This is a genomic window from Lysinibacillus sp. F12 (genome assembly GCF_057773605.1).
Genome location: NZ_JBYMLP010000003.1, coordinates 34,192 through 49,442 on the forward strand (window position 1 = coordinate 34,192; position 15,251 = coordinate 49,442).

Annotated in this window: 15 protein-coding genes and 1 pseudogene; 6 read left to right on the forward strand and 10 right to left on the reverse strand. The window is 35.0% G+C overall.

All coding sequences use genetic code 11. The features are described 5' to 3' along the window. Window positions 1–6: 6 nt before the first annotated feature. Window positions 7–396: a hypothetical protein gene (locus AC3CH7_RS13955; RefSeq protein WP_036167837.1), complete on the forward strand. Its 390-nt coding sequence runs from the start codon at window positions 7–9 to the stop codon at window positions 394–396. 1,123 nt (window positions 397–1,519) lie between these two features. Here AC3CH7_RS13955 and AC3CH7_RS13960 read toward each other — a convergent pair. Continuing rightward, complete coding sequence (locus AC3CH7_RS13960) at window positions 1,520–2,080, reverse strand: hypothetical protein (RefSeq protein ID WP_036161260.1); 561 nt, start codon at window positions 2,078–2,080, stop codon at window positions 1,520–1,522. 13 nt (window positions 2,081–2,093) lie between these two features. Beyond that, on the reverse strand, window positions 2,094–2,942 hold the full coding sequence (locus tag AC3CH7_RS13965) for a S8 family peptidase (RefSeq protein ID WP_488381538.1): 849 nt from the start codon (window positions 2,940–2,942) through the stop codon (window positions 2,094–2,096). Window positions 2,943–3,013: 71 nt separating this feature from the next. Between AC3CH7_RS13965 and AC3CH7_RS13970 the strand changes: the two genes are divergently transcribed. Continuing rightward, on the forward strand, window positions 3,014–3,244 hold the full coding sequence (locus AC3CH7_RS13970) for a hypothetical protein (RefSeq protein ID WP_036161262.1): 231 nt from the start codon (window positions 3,014–3,016) through the stop codon (window positions 3,242–3,244). A gap of 380 nt (window positions 3,245–3,624) precedes the next feature. Here the strand turns inward: AC3CH7_RS13970 and AC3CH7_RS13975 are convergent. The 5 genes and pseudogenes from AC3CH7_RS13975 to AC3CH7_RS13995 form a co-directional block, all read right to left on the reverse strand. Next, window positions 3,625–4,748: pseudogene (locus AC3CH7_RS13975) on the reverse strand (tyrosine-type recombinase/integrase). A gap of 240 nt (window positions 4,749–4,988) precedes the next feature. Further along, window positions 4,989–5,735, reverse strand: a complete 747-nt coding sequence (locus AC3CH7_RS13980) for an amino acid ABC transporter ATP-binding protein (protein ID WP_012293839.1) — start codon at window positions 5,733–5,735, stop codon at window positions 4,989–4,991. Between the two features lie 11 nt (window positions 5,736–5,746). Next, window positions 5,747–6,403 (reverse strand): amino acid ABC transporter permease, encoded by a 657-nt coding sequence (locus AC3CH7_RS13985; RefSeq protein ID WP_031419525.1) that lies wholly within the window; start codon window positions 6,401–6,403, stop codon window positions 5,747–5,749. 65 nt (window positions 6,404–6,468) lie between these two features. Next, window positions 6,469–7,266: an amino acid ABC transporter substrate-binding protein gene (locus AC3CH7_RS13990; protein ID WP_036167840.1), complete on the reverse strand. Its 798-nt coding sequence runs from the start codon at window positions 7,264–7,266 to the stop codon at window positions 6,469–6,471. Between the two features lie 251 nt (window positions 7,267–7,517). Continuing rightward, window positions 7,518–7,910, reverse strand: coding sequence for a ribonuclease HI family protein (locus AC3CH7_RS13995; RefSeq protein ID WP_031419527.1), 393 nt, complete (start codon window positions 7,908–7,910; stop codon window positions 7,518–7,520). A gap of 190 nt (window positions 7,911–8,100) precedes the next feature. Here AC3CH7_RS13995 and AC3CH7_RS14000 point away from each other — a divergent pair, with 190 nt between their 5' ends. Then, window positions 8,101–8,292: a zinc-finger domain-containing protein gene (locus AC3CH7_RS14000; RefSeq protein ID WP_012293843.1), complete on the forward strand. Its 192-nt coding sequence runs from the start codon at window positions 8,101–8,103 to the stop codon at window positions 8,290–8,292. Window positions 8,293–8,357: 65 nt separating this feature from the next. Here AC3CH7_RS14000 and AC3CH7_RS14005 read toward each other — a convergent pair whose 3' ends face one another. Both AC3CH7_RS14005 and pepF read right to left on the reverse strand, forming a co-directional pair. Beyond that, window positions 8,358–9,341, reverse strand: a complete 984-nt coding sequence (locus tag AC3CH7_RS14005) for an SEC-C domain-containing protein (protein ID WP_036167843.1) — start codon at window positions 9,339–9,341, stop codon at window positions 8,358–8,360. Window positions 9,342–9,568: 227 nt separating this feature from the next. Continuing rightward, window positions 9,569–11,386: an oligoendopeptidase F gene (pepF, locus tag AC3CH7_RS14010; RefSeq protein WP_036167845.1), complete on the reverse strand. Its 1,818-nt coding sequence runs from the start codon at window positions 11,384–11,386 to the stop codon at window positions 9,569–9,571. Window positions 11,387–11,620: 234 nt separating this feature from the next. On the opposite strand from pepF, the gene AC3CH7_RS14015 reads away from it, so the two are divergent. Beyond that, window positions 11,621–12,061, forward strand: coding sequence for a Dps family protein (locus tag AC3CH7_RS14015; protein ID WP_012293846.1), 441 nt, complete (start codon window positions 11,621–11,623; stop codon window positions 12,059–12,061). 194 nt (window positions 12,062–12,255) lie between these two features. Further along, window positions 12,256–12,705: a general stress protein gene (locus tag AC3CH7_RS14020; protein ID WP_012293847.1), complete on the forward strand. Its 450-nt coding sequence runs from the start codon at window positions 12,256–12,258 to the stop codon at window positions 12,703–12,705. Between the two features lie 562 nt (window positions 12,706–13,267). Here AC3CH7_RS14020 and AC3CH7_RS14025 read toward each other — a convergent pair. After that, window positions 13,268–14,167: a DMT family transporter gene (locus tag AC3CH7_RS14025; RefSeq protein WP_012293849.1), complete on the reverse strand. Its 900-nt coding sequence runs from the start codon at window positions 14,165–14,167 to the stop codon at window positions 13,268–13,270. A 134-nt stretch (window positions 14,168–14,301) separates the two neighbouring features. On the opposite strand from AC3CH7_RS14025, the gene AC3CH7_RS14030 reads away from it, so the two are divergent. Then, window positions 14,302–15,180: a LysR family transcriptional regulator gene (locus AC3CH7_RS14030; RefSeq protein WP_031419531.1), complete on the forward strand. Its 879-nt coding sequence runs from the start codon at window positions 14,302–14,304 to the stop codon at window positions 15,178–15,180. Window positions 15,181–15,251 lie beyond the last annotated feature (71 nt).

A 15,251-nucleotide genomic window follows, 5' to 3' on the forward strand; every position in this document is an offset into this window, starting at 1 on the left:
ATTTATGTGTTAAGAAAAATAATTATTATTTCATTTGCATTGATTTTTCTATGTGTGGGATGTTCTAATGATACAAAGAAAATTATTTTAGAGATGGCTGATGAAAATGGAGATTTTAAAGAAAGTTTAGAAATCCTAGATAAAGATCAAGTCTCAATAATAAATAAAATTCTTACTAAAGTTAAATGGAAAGAAAAAAGTGAAGAGTCATTTGGACTATTAAAGTTTAGAATGTCTTTTGATTTTATAGACCCTGATAAGGAGTTGAAGTCTTCTTATTATTTAATCTATGTCAATTCAAAAGAACAAGTAACTCTGGTAGAAAATGATATGAAATATACTAAATTATCAAAAGAAGAATCAAAAGAATTACTTGAAATACTAGCAAATAAATAACTTAAAGGACAAAGATAGTGAAATTAAAAATCAATACATTTTTAATGAAGAACTTTATGAAGAACAAATGCTTTAGTGAAAGAATATTGATTTTTCAAAACTAAATGTTCACAACTATTGAGAGAGTCTTAAATGACTCTCTTTTATGCAATAATATTTCCCATTAAATAAAACTAAAAGATAGATTATCTATTCAATAGCATGTTGTTCCTAAAGAGAGAAACTATAGCTTGATAAAGAAATGAAAGGAGAGCAGCAAAAGTTATCAAGACCTAAATTGAAAAAAAGTAGATAAAATAAAGAGCATAACATATTAGTCATATAAAATATGTTATGCTCTCGGTTTTTAACTAAAATAACGGGCCACTGTTTCACATTAAAGAATATTTTGTTGCTCTACTATCTGGTACCAATCAGTTTTAAGAAAGTCATTCATCATATACTAACCCTCTACTAAACCCACTAAACTGTATTACTTGCTTATCATCCGCCTTTTTAATGTCGTTAGGTAGAAATTTATGAGCTTTAAACACTCTTATACCTTCTTCGACTTGGAGATATGATACTTTTCCGACATCCAAGAGACTTTGTATTAGTTTTTCAATGTATAATATAAATGTAGCCTTTTCATCATATTGTAGATTTAAAATAAAGTTGTACCGTTTATAAAAAAGATGTATCGTTTAAAATAAAGTTCTACTGTTTTTAAAAAAGTTGCACCATTTTGTCTCTTTTTGATGTAAGAATTCTAAGTGAGTTTTAATCAAACTTTTTTATAAAAAATAACTCCTTCACAAAATTAAATCCATCCATTGTGATTAATCTTTTTTCAAAATGGATGGGTTTCTTCTATTGTAAAATCAGCATTTGTAGCACGGTTTTAATTAAACTTTATTTTAAACCAGCACAAAATGGATTCTTCTTATTTACCGTAAAATACGGGTTTGTAAGGTGTTTTTAATTAAACTTTATTTCAAAGTAACAAAAAGCTTTTATAATCGCCAACAAAAAAACCGAACTATCCACCGAAAAGCTCGGAATAGTTCGGTTTTTCTATTTATCGTGTTTTGGTAATTTAGAGATTATTCGGCTTTATGAAGGAACCAATTAGTTATGTCCAGCCTCACTTCTTTTTCTTACATTCAAATTTATATCCACCTGCTTTAGTTGCAGCTCCACCATCAGTGGTTCCTTTAGCTCCTGCTTTGTCCTTTGAATCAATTTCTGGATAACCACCGTTAGCGTAACACTTATCAATTAGGGTCATTTTTTCTTTATGAGAAAAGTAAAGGGCAGAAAAGATAATACCACCAGCAACAATAATTGCACCAACTACTATTGGAACAAACCAAACAATATTTGCGTGACCTAATTCTGTGTCGATTTTTATATCGTCCAAATTGTACCCGTTCTGTATCAAGATTTCATCAATTTCTTCATCGCTTAAATTTTTCAGATAATTTTTAACGTAATTTAATTCTTGATTCTCTAAATATGGATTTAAACTTAAAGCCTCTTCTTCAAATAAAACTATTTCGTGAGTTTTCACTGAATAGTAAGTAGAATTATTTATTGCATCATCTTTTGCTGCTACTTCATTTGCTTTTGAGATAGGAGAAGCGATTGCGCTAAATAATAGTGTCAATATTAGCAATGGTACTAGTTTAAACATTTTTTTGATCATAATAACATTCCTCTCATTTGTTTGTATTTTTGTTAAATATTAGTATATTTATTACTCTACCATTAAAATTAAAAAATTCAACATTATCTTGTAAATAGATTTCTTTTTTGTCTATATTTTTATTTAAATAGATTGATAAAACACCCGTGAAGTTTGCCGAAGCTATTGATGAACCTTCGGTTCTTATATAATTTCCTTTGTTATTTTTAGCTATAACATCGACTCCTGGAGCAAAGAAATCTATTTTCCCTGTAGAAGAAAATCCAAATAACTCCTTATTTTTATCTATAGCAGCTACTGATATTACATTTTTATATTCGGCTGGATAATCGGATATATCACTCATAGTATCTCCACTAGAGGCTACTAGAATAATATTATTTTTGTGGGCTTTATCTATACATTCTTTTAGCTGTTTGTTGTTTGTATTAAAACCTAGGCTCATATTGATCACGTCAGCTTCATATTCTATTGCTTTAGATATTCCGTCACAAACGTTATTTATTGTGGTTTGTCCTTTATTATTAATTACCTGGATATCAAATATCTCTACATTAGTATTAATACCTATTTTTTCATCAATAATAATACTAGCAATTTTTGTTCCATGATCGAATTCGTCATTAGTTTTATTTTCGTTTGTAATAACGTTATAGCTTTTTGTGATAAGATTCTTTGCGAAATGTCTCTTATTTATACCACTATCAAGTATTGCTATTTTTATTTTTTTATCACCGTCTTCTTTAGAGTAATTTCCAACATTCTGAATCTTTAAATTCCAGCTATCCTTGTTTTCATTGTTAGTACAAGCGTTTAAGAAAAATAAACTAATAAAACACATGAGAATTAACCTCGATTTCATAGAAATCCCTTCCTTTATTACAATATTTTGGGTAAAATCTAATTAATTATAGCTTAAAGGGGGAGATTTATGTGAAGAATGTTAATGGGGATTATAATTATATTCAAATTGCCATAATAATTGTTTTTACTTTGTTATTGGTATTTGCAATATTAATTGCTGTAAAAAGTTATTTTAATAACAAAGAAATAGGCTTGCTTTCTTCAGGATGTTTGAAAAATGATGGAGAGTACGAATTAGTAATTACTAATAAGTTAACTCAGAGTTATGAGTTTTCTTGTAATGAGAAAGAGGAACAGTAAAGATTCAATGAGTAGCGCTAACCATTCTTGTTCGTTTTTTGTCGGAGTTGTGTGAGGGGGGAAATACAGGGGAAGTGACAACTATAAATGGCAAATAATTTATTGATGAAGCAGATCATAAGAACCTTTCATAAAGGGTGAGAGCAAGATTTGTTAAATTATACATGTTGCATTAATTTACGTGAATGATGTGCCTGTGATGTACTATGAGAAATCCCTATGTCCTAACCGTCCGTAGAAAAAGGGCAAAATCTACTCAATTGAAGATTAGCCCTTTGTTTTATTTAAATTTTTAGCGACCAAATAAGAAAATAGGTCATCTTTGTTTATACCTTGTTTAATTGAATATTCGGAGGATTTGCTTCATCCAGTTACTCCTTTCAGTCTTTTTTCTTTAGGTTAAATTCGGATTGTGCTTTATTCCAATCTTCCCGAATATCTTCATCCGAGGGATGTAGGTATAGGTTCATTGTCATTTGAATTTGAGAGTGACCTGATCGTTCTTGCACTTGTTTAATGTCCTTTGTTTTCTGATAATAGATGGTAGCGTGTGTATGGCGAAATAGGTGAGGGTGTAGGTTTATCCCTGTCTTCTTTTTTAAACGCTTAAATAAGGATTCTACGTTCCAATATTCCATCGGTTTCCCCACGTCTTTTCCTCTCAATTTTACAAAAACAAAGTTTGTGTCCAAATCTAATTCATCCAGCACTTCATACAAATAATCGTCATATAAATCCATTAAGCACTGGGATACATAAATTTCTCGCTCACCAGTCTTTAACATCGCACCGTTTTCTAATTCTCCACGATCCACTAAACGAATTCGATGTCCCTTGCCATGATCAAAAATGAAATCCTCTATGAAAAGAGCGAGAGCTCCCCCCAATACGCAATCCTGTTTCAAATAACAATTGAATTAAGAATCTATCTCGAATATTAGTAGTTGCTTCTAATACTTGCTGCACTTGTTCTTTTGTGAGTGTATCTACTTTTTTTCGTGGTTCTTTTAATTTCAGTATGTTTCTGATAGAGGGCTTGTCCTTATTTATATGGTGTAAAAAACTCTTGTAATGTGAGTGTCCCCCTGTAAACACTTGCTTCATCAGCTTTTCCATTATGTCATTTTGCACTTCTTCATTACGGTAAAGGTAATCATAAAAGTTTACTATTACTGTAATTGTAAGGTTAATTGTCTTTTCCGTTCGTTTTGCTTTCTCTTGTTGAAGGGGAATAACGTTTAAACTCTGATAAGGGCTTCTTAACCATCCCACAAAATCAACTAAATCTTCTAATCTAATGAACTTATAATCCTTATCTTTTTCCACTAAGTAGTCATAAAAAATGCTTTAAGGAGTAACAATATGTCTTTTGAGTATTAGGGCTTTTTCCTGTCTTATCTAAATACTTTATATATTTCATCACTGGCATTACAGGAAACCCCTCTTGATCCAATAATATGTATCTCCTCTTGTTATTTTCAATGAGAACTTCTTGTACCCTCATAGCACATCTCTCCGAAAAGATATTAACGCTCGGTCTAAAGACCTCACTACGCCTCCCGCTGTGGGCTATATCCTCCACCAAAAAGAACGTATGTTCCTTAATGTTTTATACATACTATACGATATTTTCAATATCTAATTAACAAATCTAATATATAAAAGAAAAGAGGATATATGCTCATATATTGAACATAATATCCTCTTATTAGTTTAGTCTATTTAACTATGTCCGCCCTACTTTTTATTTTAGGTTCTTTTGTAAAAATGCCTTAGTTCGGTCGTTTTGTGGGTTTGTAAAGAAGTTATCGGGGTGGTCAGATTCGATAATTTGTCCATCATCCATAAAGACAACCTTATTGGCTACTTCACGCGCAAAGCCCATTTCATGTGTAACGACAATCATAGTCATTTGGTCTTCAGCTAAGCTTTTCATGACCTTTAATACTTCTCCTGTCAGCTCAGGATCTAAGGCAGATGTTGGCTCGTCAAATAATAAAATTTGAGGGTTCATCATTAAAGCACGGGCAATTGCCACTCGTTGCTTTTGACCACCGGATAAATTAGCTGGATAGGCATTTGCCTTCTCGGAAAGCCCAATTTTTTTCAATAAATCTAGACAACGGCTCGAAATGGCTTCAGCTGATTCTTGTTTTAATAAGCGAGGGGCCATTTCAAGGTTTTGCTGCACTGTTAAGTGGGGGAATAGGTTAAAATGTTGAAAGACCATCCCCATTTTAGCTGTCAGGTTTTTGATTTCCTGTGGCTTGGCATACACGCCGTCCTGCACAAGATAATCACCATCTACTAAAATGCTACCACCATCAATTTCCTCTAAATGAATTAAGCTTCGGAGCATGGTACTTTTACCAGACCCAGAGGGACCGATTACCGCAATGACATCGTTCTTCTCTACAGAAAATGAAATTTGTTTAAGAACCTCGACTTGATTAAAAGATTTTTTTAAGTTGGTTACTGCCATCAATGCCATATAGATCACCTCTATTCAAATTTAAAACGTTTTTCTAGCCATTTAAAGAATACGGTCAAGATCAGCGTCATGATTAAATAAATAGCACCAGCAATAAAGAAAGGTACAATCGTAAAGTCACGATTGACGGCTGTTTGCGCAAAATGTAGTAATTCTGGAACTGCTACAGCATAGAGTAGGGCTGTGTCCTTAATTAGCGTAACAGATTCATTCGATAAAGCTGGTAAGGCTACGCGGAACATTTGTGGCAAAATGACACGTGTTGTGGTTTGCCATTTTGATAAACCGAGTACTTGTGCTGCCTCATATTGTCCTTTATCGATGGCGAGTAGTCCACCACGAAAAATTTCAGCAAAGTAGGCAGCATAATTTAAAATAAAGCCAAGGCACGCGGCTACAAAACGATCCAATACTAAATATTCACCGATTACTGGCAGCATAGGTAGACCAAAGCAAATTAATAATAATTGTAGCAATAGTGGTGTACCACGCATGATATAAATATACGTATGTGCAAGCCAAGAAAGTGGTTTAATGCGACTTTTCACTGCAAGTGTCAATAAAAAGCCAAATGGAATCGATATAAGAATGGCGATGAAAAACAGGATAACGGTCATTTTCGCGCCCTCTAGCATCGGCCATATCATAGTTTGCCAGTAATCTGTCATAGTGATGTCCCTCCAAAGAGAGTAAGAGTTTCGCAGAGGAAACTCTTACAAAAAATATCCTGTCTTTATTTTAATACTTTATCCTCACCGAACCATTTTGTAGAAATATCAGCTGCTGTACCGTCTTCATTCATTTTGTCTAATGCAGCTTGCAATTTTTCCAATAATGCTTCATTCCCTGGTTTTACACCAATACCGTACTGTTCTGGAGCAAGTGTTTCCTCTAATAATTTAAATGTATCAGGCTCTTGTGTCATGTAATATTCTGCTACAACAGCATCAATTACTACGGCATCAACACGTCCTGTCTTTAAGTCTGATAAAGCTAAAACGTTATCCGAGAATTCTGTAATTGTTTTTATCTCTTTGTGGATTGGGTTACCATTTAATGCGTCTGCAGCAGAAGAAAGAGATTGAATGCCTACTTCTGTGCCTGCTAAATCAGTTAATTTTACAATCTTAGAATCTGCTTTAGTCATAACCACTTGAGAGTTTTCGAGATAAGGCTTTGTAAATAATACTTTTTCCTTGCGCTCATCTGTAATGGTATAACCGTTCCAAATTAAATCAATACGTCCGCTGAGTAATTCAGCCTCTTTCGTTTTCCAGTCGATTGGTTGGAATTCAGCTTCTACGCCCATATGCTCAGCTGCCGCGCGTGCTAAATCAATATCAAATCCCACGATTTCATTTTTATCATCGCGAAAGCCCATCGGTGCAAATTTATCGTCAATGCCAATAATGATTTTTTCCTGATCAGCTGAAGATGGGTCTTTCTCTGTTGATTTTTCTTTTGATGTGCCACATGCTGCTAAAACAATGACAGCTGTTAGCATCATCACTAAAGTTATTATACGTTTCATCCTTATTTCCCCCTATATAAAACTATCACTTTCGTTTGCTAAACTACTAATGTGTTAAAGGATATCACCGCGTCTAATGTATGTCAATATCGTTTTGGATTAATCAGAAAATTTTATGCGTATTAGAGCTAATTTTGTATGATCTTTGTAAGAAAATTGACTTCATAAAAACAATGGATTAGGGGATATTAAGTATCTGAATAGAAGGGGAGAAAAGGGACTGTCCATAACAGTCCCTTGGCATGCATTGTTTAATGATTATTGTTTTGGATAGCTTTTCGTGCCAAGGCATCAGCAGCTTTGTTTTGAGAATCAGGCACCCATTTAATAAAAAATAAATCGAAGGTGTTGGAGAGCGATAATGCTTTTTCCAGAAAAGGTTTAAATTCCTCGTTTTTCACATATTCTTTTTCCATAGAGGCGACAACGATTTTAGAATCAGAGCGAACGGAAACAAGCGTAGAGCTAAGCTTTTGTGCTTCCTCAAGGCCACGGACTAAAGCAGTAAATTCAGCAATATGATTATTTGTTTCCCCGATATACTCACTAATTTGTATATGTTGGCCTTCACCTTTAATAAATATACCGATACCGCTTGGGCCAGGGTTACCTGCACTAGCAGCATCTATATAAACCTCTAACATAACATCCCTACTTTACTATTTGACTTCCATATAATTGTACAACAAGGATACGCTGTAAAACATCTATGTGCTAGTAGTGATGGACTTGAAAAAATTGCTGAAGTGGATAAACAAAATAGTTGCTTGTTCAAAATGAACGCTTCATAATAGTAGGAAGTGAATTTTGGACGTGAAAGGAGCGAGAGTTCACATGGATAAAGTGACGGTTATGAAGGATATAGACGAACTGCATGATACGTATTGCGCAGATTGCTTAGTCATTCAGCAATTACGTAAAGAACGTGGTAAACCAGGAGCTCATCGCTTCTGTATTGAAGCCTGTTCAATTGGAGAAAAGCTACAGTTTTTAGGTGAAGAGCTTTTAAAAGTTTACAGTAAATAAGGAATCGTTTGGAAAAAAGCTACATTTATTAGCAATTGCTGATAAATGTAGCTTCTTTTATAGGATTATTTTGTTTCGACATAGCTATTTAAATCTTGGTAATACTTTGTAAGTGAAGAAGCAGAAATATCAAAAGTTGCGGCAATTTCTTTTACCGTCATAGAAAGAGATTCAAAGAGCTCTTTTTCCTGCCCGTAACGGATTGCACCAGCAACAATGGCCGCTTCTTTGCGTGCAGTAGGTTGTCCTTCTATTAAATAGTCCTCTAATAGCTCAAGCATTGGAGCTGTTTCACGATCATTTTGCTCCAAGAATTCTTTTACTTGTGATAGGACTGTGCTTTCAAAATTAGTGAATTCTTCCCCTTTGTAGCCGTTGGAGACCAGTAGCTCCCAGAATGCAAGATGTTCTTCTTTTAAGAATGCTCCAACTTTTTTCTCAGATGCTTCAAAGTTTTTCTTAAACTCTTCAAATACTTTTAGATGATCCTCAGGGAAGAAAATCAATGTAGACACAGCTAAATAATGTGACAATTTCTTCGTTCCATCCGGTAAAATAAAGGCAAAGACATGCATGCCTTCCGGAATTGGTTTATCATTTTCACGACGAATATAAAGCTCTTCATTTGTAAGTAAATGACTTGCTTTAAAATAATTTTCCTCAACAACAGATACCGTACCAATAAATAATGCAGGGTGAGACCAGTCATCAAGTACTTTTACTGTAGAAGGTCTTACTGCTTTTTTCTTCGTTTTCTTTAAATAACTTTTCCAAATCGATGGCTCTTGATGGAAGAAAAAGTCGTCTAAAGCGATGGCTTCAATCAGCTCACGCTGTAGCACGCTCTCTAATTTAGGTTGCCATGTGCCCACATGCTCGATATAAGCACGAACATCTTTACGCTCAGGGTATTCTAAATAAAATGTTTGTAGCACACGCTCTAATTCTTCGATTTGTACTGTTTCCACTGTTACTTGCTGTTTACCTTCACAACATTTTTTATATTTTTTGCCGCTACCGCATGGGCATGGATCATTACGTTTTACCATAATTAGAACACTTCCTTTGACAATTGTTAATCGTATATTGCTAAATAATTTGCGTACTCTTAATAATAACGGTACTTTTGTATGAAGAAAAATGATTGTCTATTTTGAAATATCTAAAAAGTGTGGAGGGACGCCCTAATTCAAGTATATGTATGCACGTTTTCACTTAGAACTAAAAAAAGAAAACGATCTGTACGTTGCAAGAACAGAACCGTTTTCTAGAGCATTTATGATTGTTGGACAGCCTCAATCTCGAGTGTGAGACGTTCTAGCTCGTCTACTAAATGACCGATGTAGGCAATCGTATCTCGAAGTGGTTGATCCGTTGTAATATCTACACCTGCCATTTGTGCCAATTCCACTGGGGATTTTGTTCCACCAGCCTGCAGGACTGCTAACCATTCTTCAACGGCTGCATCACCTTCTTTTAAAATGCGCTGAGATACTTGTGTTGAAATCGTTAAGCCCGCACTATAGGTGTATGGGTAAAGGCCCATATAGTAATGAGGCTGACGCATCCACGTCAGTTCAGCACCTTCCGTAATATCCACTGCATCGCCCCAAAAATCTTCTAGTACAGAACGTTTTAACTGGTTTAAAATATTCGCGTTGACAGATTCACCAGCGTCCACCAATTCATATACTTTACGTTGGTATGCGGCTTCAAGTAAGTGCGTGACGAAGTTATGATAATACGTTTTAGAGACAATATTTGAAATGACCCATCGTTTAAAGCGCACATCTTCATTATGCGTTAATAAATAATTTGCTAGCAGCATTTCATTCATCGTAGATGGTGCTTCAATAAAGTATAGGGAAGGACGACTATTAAAATAGGATTGATGAGCATGCGTATTCGCAAAATGACCTGCATGACCAAGCTCATGAATGAGGGTGAAGACTTCATTCATACGTTCATTCCATGACATTAAAATATAAGGGTGACTACCGTAAGGACTTGAACAGAATGCCCCTGTCGATTTACCTTTATTAGGTGCATAGTCAATCCAGCGTTCCTTGAAGGCTCTGTCCATTAGGTGATTGTAGTCTTCACCCATAATCGCCAATGCTTTATCGACATATTCCTTCGCCTCGTCCATCGATAATTTTGGATCATAGGCAGCATCTAAAGCAATTTTTAAATCTGCAAATGTCATGTGCTCAATACCATTCGCTTTTTGAATTAATTTTGCATATCGACGCATATGGGGGGCAAGTTCTTTAGAAATCAAATCGATTTGGCGATTATAAAGGGAGCGATCGACATCTTGATCGAATAGTAAATAATCAAAGATGGAATCAAATCCTCGAAGATCAGCCATGGTTTTTTCTTGTTGAATATGAGTGTTGTAAACTTGTGCAGTTGTATGTTGATAATCGCTCAACTTGCTGGAAAAAGCTTTAAAGGCAGCACGGCGAACTTCTGTATTGGCTTCAAACTCCCAATCATTTTCATAAAGGACAAAGCTTAATGGATGCTTTTCACCATTTGCTTCAAATTCGCCAAAATTCATATCCACTAATTTTGTCGTATTATACGTTTCGTAAGGTGCATCAAAAGTAGAACTAAAGGCAGCAAGCGCTTTTTCAACTTCTGGATGTAACTGGTGAGGTTTTCGTTTTAATAATTCCTCTAAATAATGTTTGTAAAGAGGGCTTAATGTTGCCGCTTCTTGTAATACTGCTTCATCCAAAGCAAGTAATTCACTTCTTACGAATGATAGGGCGCTACTTATTTTACCGATAGCTGTACTAAATTTTGCAGCACGCATTTGGGCTACATCATCCGTGCGATCTGCTTGTAGGTTTAAGCTCGCATACGTACCAATTGGAACGATACTTTTTTGCAAGTTTTCGAAAGCTGTTAATACATCAATCACCTTTTGCGCATCTGTAATGGTACCTTTATACGTTTGTTCGAAGCTAATTGCTTCTTCAACAAGCTGTGCTAAAGTAGGTTCAAAATCTGCATCATTTTTTAATAAATCAGTTAAATCCCATGTTTCTTCTACTGCAACATCTTTTCTTAATGGTAAAACTTCCATTTATAAACACCCCTTTACATGTAAGTGATTTCATTATAACGAAACTATTTCGGAAAGTGAAATAATTTAATAGAATAGTAGAAATATTCTTAAAGAAAAGTATTTGGTTTTTTCATTCAATTGTATGGGGTATGTTTGAAATACTGTTAGTCGGGAACAATGTGTGTATAGCCAACATTATTTGCAACACATATTAAAGGCTAGAACAATTGATACATTGGAGGAGAACTTATTATGACACAAAACTTAAACAAACAATTAAATAAGCTAGTAGCAACATGGTCTGTGCTTTATACAAAGCTGCACAATTATCATTGGTATGTCACAGGGCATGCATTCTTTACACTACATGCAAAATTTGAAGAATTGTATAATGAAACAACGTTAAATTTAGATGAAATTGCAGAACGTATTCTTTCAAAGGATGGCAAGCCTGTGGCGACATTAAAAGAGCATCTAGAGCTTTCCTATGTAGAGGAAGCAACAGGAAATGAGACGACGGAGGAAATGGTAGCAACGACAATTTCGGATTTCCAAAAGCTCATGAAAGCTCTAAATTCTACTATGGCACTGGCAGCAGAGGAAGGGGACGATCGTACAGAGGATTTACTGAATGCGATGTACCAATCTCTTGAAAAGCATACATGGATGTTAAAAGCCTTCTTAGACAAATAAACGGATTAATAGCATTCCCATACTAGGTGGGGATGCTTTTTTTGTAGGGTTTCTTTCCCTATATGACAAAAAGAGAACTTGTATAAAAGCAGAGTAACAATTATTACAGTTTGGTAACGAAGCGACAAAAGGAGTTTGTTTCCTAATCATCAGGGTAATTATTTAGTAAGCCATACAAATAGGAGGAATTGAACATGAACATGAATATGATGAATGAACAAAATCCAAAAATTGAGGTGGCCCATACAAGGGATGAAATGCTTCATATTTTAGAAACTATGCGAACGGAAGGTTTCCATAAAGAGGATATCCATATTATTGCGAAAGATTCCCAGCAGTTGGAGGATGTGAAATGGGATGATGATGTCCACACACATGAGGCTGGTAACTGGGTGGACCAATTTAAATCTTGGTTTACAGGTGATTCAGCTGTAACAGAAGGCTTAAAACGCTTTAATCTTTCCGAAGGGCAAATAGCTTACTATGCTCATCTTGTAGAGCAGGGGAGTATCGTATTATTTGCAGAACGTGATGATGATTATGATACGCTACAATCACAACACCCGGAAACAGCTGCTGAGCAGGAAGAACGTTTAAGACAAGAGCGCATGAATGAGGCTGAGCAACTTAGAAGATTTTTATAAAGGGAAAACAGAGTGATCTACTCTGTAAGATTAAGTACATGTAATTGTACATTAATTCTTATTTAATAGTATTTTATTTATAATGTTACACATTAAATAAAAAAGCACATTACTAAAAACAAATTTTAGTGATGTGCTTTTTATTTTTATTAACTCTTATTTACAATTACTAAGAAAAATATTAAAGAAGAAAAAAGAACGTACGTTCTCGATGAAGGAGAATAATTTTATTGGTTTGAGTATTGTCCAAGCATGTTAGAAGTAAATATCAGTTACAAAAATTTACTTTTCAACACCCTATGTAGATGGAGTACTTTATGTAGAAGTTGATGGGAACGAAGGGGGGCGACTCCTGCGGGAAAAGCGGGAAAGTCGAGAATCCTGGACTGAGCGAAGCGAGGGAAGCAGCTCGACCCCGCCCGCGGAAAGCGTCCGCCCGTAGTGAAAATCAACGGCTTTACTTTATTTCATTGTAAAAGAAAAAAGACTGTAGGCAAACTCTCAAATTTTTTGAGTTTGTCTACAGTCTGAGAAGAGTGATCATTGTGGATCACTCTGCTTTTTAATGAATGACTTTTTCTGGAGCATCCTTTTTAATAAAGCGTAATACATGGAAATGCTCTAATTGGGCAAATAAATTACCAATTAAAATAAAGCTACCACCAATAACTAGTTTCATTGTCAATCCTTCACCGATGAACATCATCGCAAACATTGCTGCAAATATAGGTTCTAAGGAAAAAATAAGACCTGTATGTGTAGCAGAAGTATACTGTTGTGCAACAGTTTGGCCAACGAAACAAAACGCACTACAAATGATGCCAAGTCCTAAAATAGCCATCCAGGATGTCGTATTATTCGGTAAAGCTGGTGTTTCAAATAATAAGGTTAAGATCAGGGCATAAATACCCGCAAAGCCTAATTGGTAAATGCCGTACGAAATGGACTCCACATTCCGTGTAAATGAACTGTTTAAAAGTAAATAAATAGAATAACATAGCGCAGCGATTGCGACTAACAAATCTCCTTTATGGAAGGAGAAAGAGCCTTGCGCCGTTAACACTGTAATACCTATCATGGTACAAATAATCGCAAAGCTCACGGCTCTGGAAGGTAATTTTTTATCAATGAAGCTACTGAAAATCGGCACTAGTACAACAGTTAGGCTTAAAATAAAGCCTGCATTTGAAACGGAAGTGGATTGTAATCCAAATAAGCTTAATGCGAACACAATGAATAATAAAAATCCTTGGATAGCTGCATATTTTAAAGTCTTACCATCTACTTTTATCATCCGTTTATAAAAAATAAGCCCAGCTACTATAAATGCGATGATACAACGTAAAGCCACCACATTATAAACAGCCAATGTTTCAAGCCCCATGACCATAAAGGTATAAGATAGTCCCCAAAACATTGTGACAATAACCATCAATACATTTGCTTTTCCTTGGATACTCAATATGTTCACCTACCATCTGTGTACTAAAACAGTTTGTATACTAAAAATTACTATATATGTTGTATTGAGATTAGTAAAACGAATGTTTATAATGATTAGGATTAAAAAAATTCATGTATGTAGAGGGAATGCCGATGAGCTTAGTAAAATATGAGATTTTAACAAAGGTAGCAGAAGTCGCAAGCTTTACAAAAGCAGCAGATGCACTAGGATTAACTCAGTCTGCTGTCAGTCATGCCGTATCAAGTTTAGAAAAAGAATTTGGGTTTGCCTTAATACATCGAAGTAGAGCCGGTGTCACCCTAACGAGTGAGGGGCAAACAATGCTAAGGGCAATGCGTCAGGTTTTAGACGCACAGGAATTATTGCAACAAGAGGCAGCTCATATTCATGGAGTGACAAGAGGAAACGTCCGTATTGGCGTTATTTCAAGTATATCTTCTAATTGGATGCCAGAAATTATTAGGATTATGGACAATCAGTTTCCTGGAATACAGGTGGAATTACGCGAGGGAGATTATTACGAAATTGAACAATGGTTACTTAGTGGGGAAATTGAGGCAGGATTTTTAAATGGTCAAAAATCTGAGCAATATCAATATACAGAATTACAGCAGGATCCCTTATTATGTATCGTTTCAGATAAAAGCCCACTATTTAATAAGTCAGAGATAGATATTGTTGATTTGGAAGATATGCCTTTTATTATGACTTCCTATAAAGGGACCAATGATGTCAAAGTGTTGTTGGAACAATATCATGTGAAGCCAAATATTCGCTTTGAACTTTCAGAGGAGGTAGGTATTGTTTCTATGATTTCTCATCAACTAGGAATCAGTATTTTACCACAATTGGTCATTCAAAATTTGCCGCCTACATTAAAAGCAATTCCACTAAAGCAAGGTGCCTACCGTACAATCGGAATTGCCATGAAGCATAATGCATCACCTGTAACAAAGAAATTTGCGGAGATTTTAAGTGCATGGCTGATGGAACAAAAAAGTGCAGTCTGATGGAATCTATTGAAGCCTATCCGTGCATTACGGTAAAATAGTAGGTGTATATATTTTAGAAAATAGGTGAG

Excerpts from the sequence above, each read along its gene's own strand:
- AC3CH7_RS13960 (WP_036161260.1), bottom strand. The coding sequence starts at position 2,080 with ATGATCAAAAAAATGTTTAAACTAGTACCATTGCTAATATTGACACTA.
- AC3CH7_RS13965 (WP_488381538.1), bottom strand. The coding sequence starts at position 2,942 with ATGAAATCGAGGTTAATTCTCATGTGTTTTATTAGTTTATTTTTCTTA.
- AC3CH7_RS13980 (WP_012293839.1), bottom strand. The coding sequence starts at position 5,735 with ATGGCATTGATGGCAGTAACCAACTTAAAAAAATCTTTTAATCAAGTC.
- AC3CH7_RS13985 (WP_031419525.1), bottom strand. The coding sequence starts at position 6,403 with ATGACAGATTACTGGCAAACTATGATATGGCCGATGCTAGAGGGCGCG.
- AC3CH7_RS13990 (WP_036167840.1), bottom strand. The coding sequence starts at position 7,266 with ATGAAACGTATAATAACTTTAGTGATGATGCTAACAGCTGTCATTGTT.
- AC3CH7_RS13995 (WP_031419527.1), bottom strand. The coding sequence starts at position 7,910 with ATGTTAGAGGTTTATATAGATGCTGCTAGTGCAGGTAACCCTGGCCCA.
- AC3CH7_RS14000 (WP_012293843.1), top strand. The coding sequence starts at position 8,101 with ATGGATAAAGTGACGGTTATGAAGGATATAGACGAACTGCATGATACG.
- AC3CH7_RS14005 (WP_036167843.1), bottom strand. The coding sequence starts at position 9,341 with ATGGTAAAACGTAATGATCCATGCCCATGCGGTAGCGGCAAAAAATAT.
- pepF (WP_036167845.1), bottom strand. The coding sequence starts at position 11,386 with ATGGAAGTTTTACCATTAAGAAAAGATGTTGCAGTAGAAGAAACATGG.
- AC3CH7_RS14015 (WP_012293846.1), top strand. The coding sequence starts at position 11,621 with ATGACACAAAACTTAAACAAACAATTAAATAAGCTAGTAGCAACATGG.
- AC3CH7_RS14020 (WP_012293847.1), top strand. The coding sequence starts at position 12,256 with ATGAACATGAATATGATGAATGAACAAAATCCAAAAATTGAGGTGGCC.
- AC3CH7_RS14030 (WP_031419531.1), top strand. The coding sequence starts at position 14,302 with ATGAGCTTAGTAAAATATGAGATTTTAACAAAGGTAGCAGAAGTCGCA.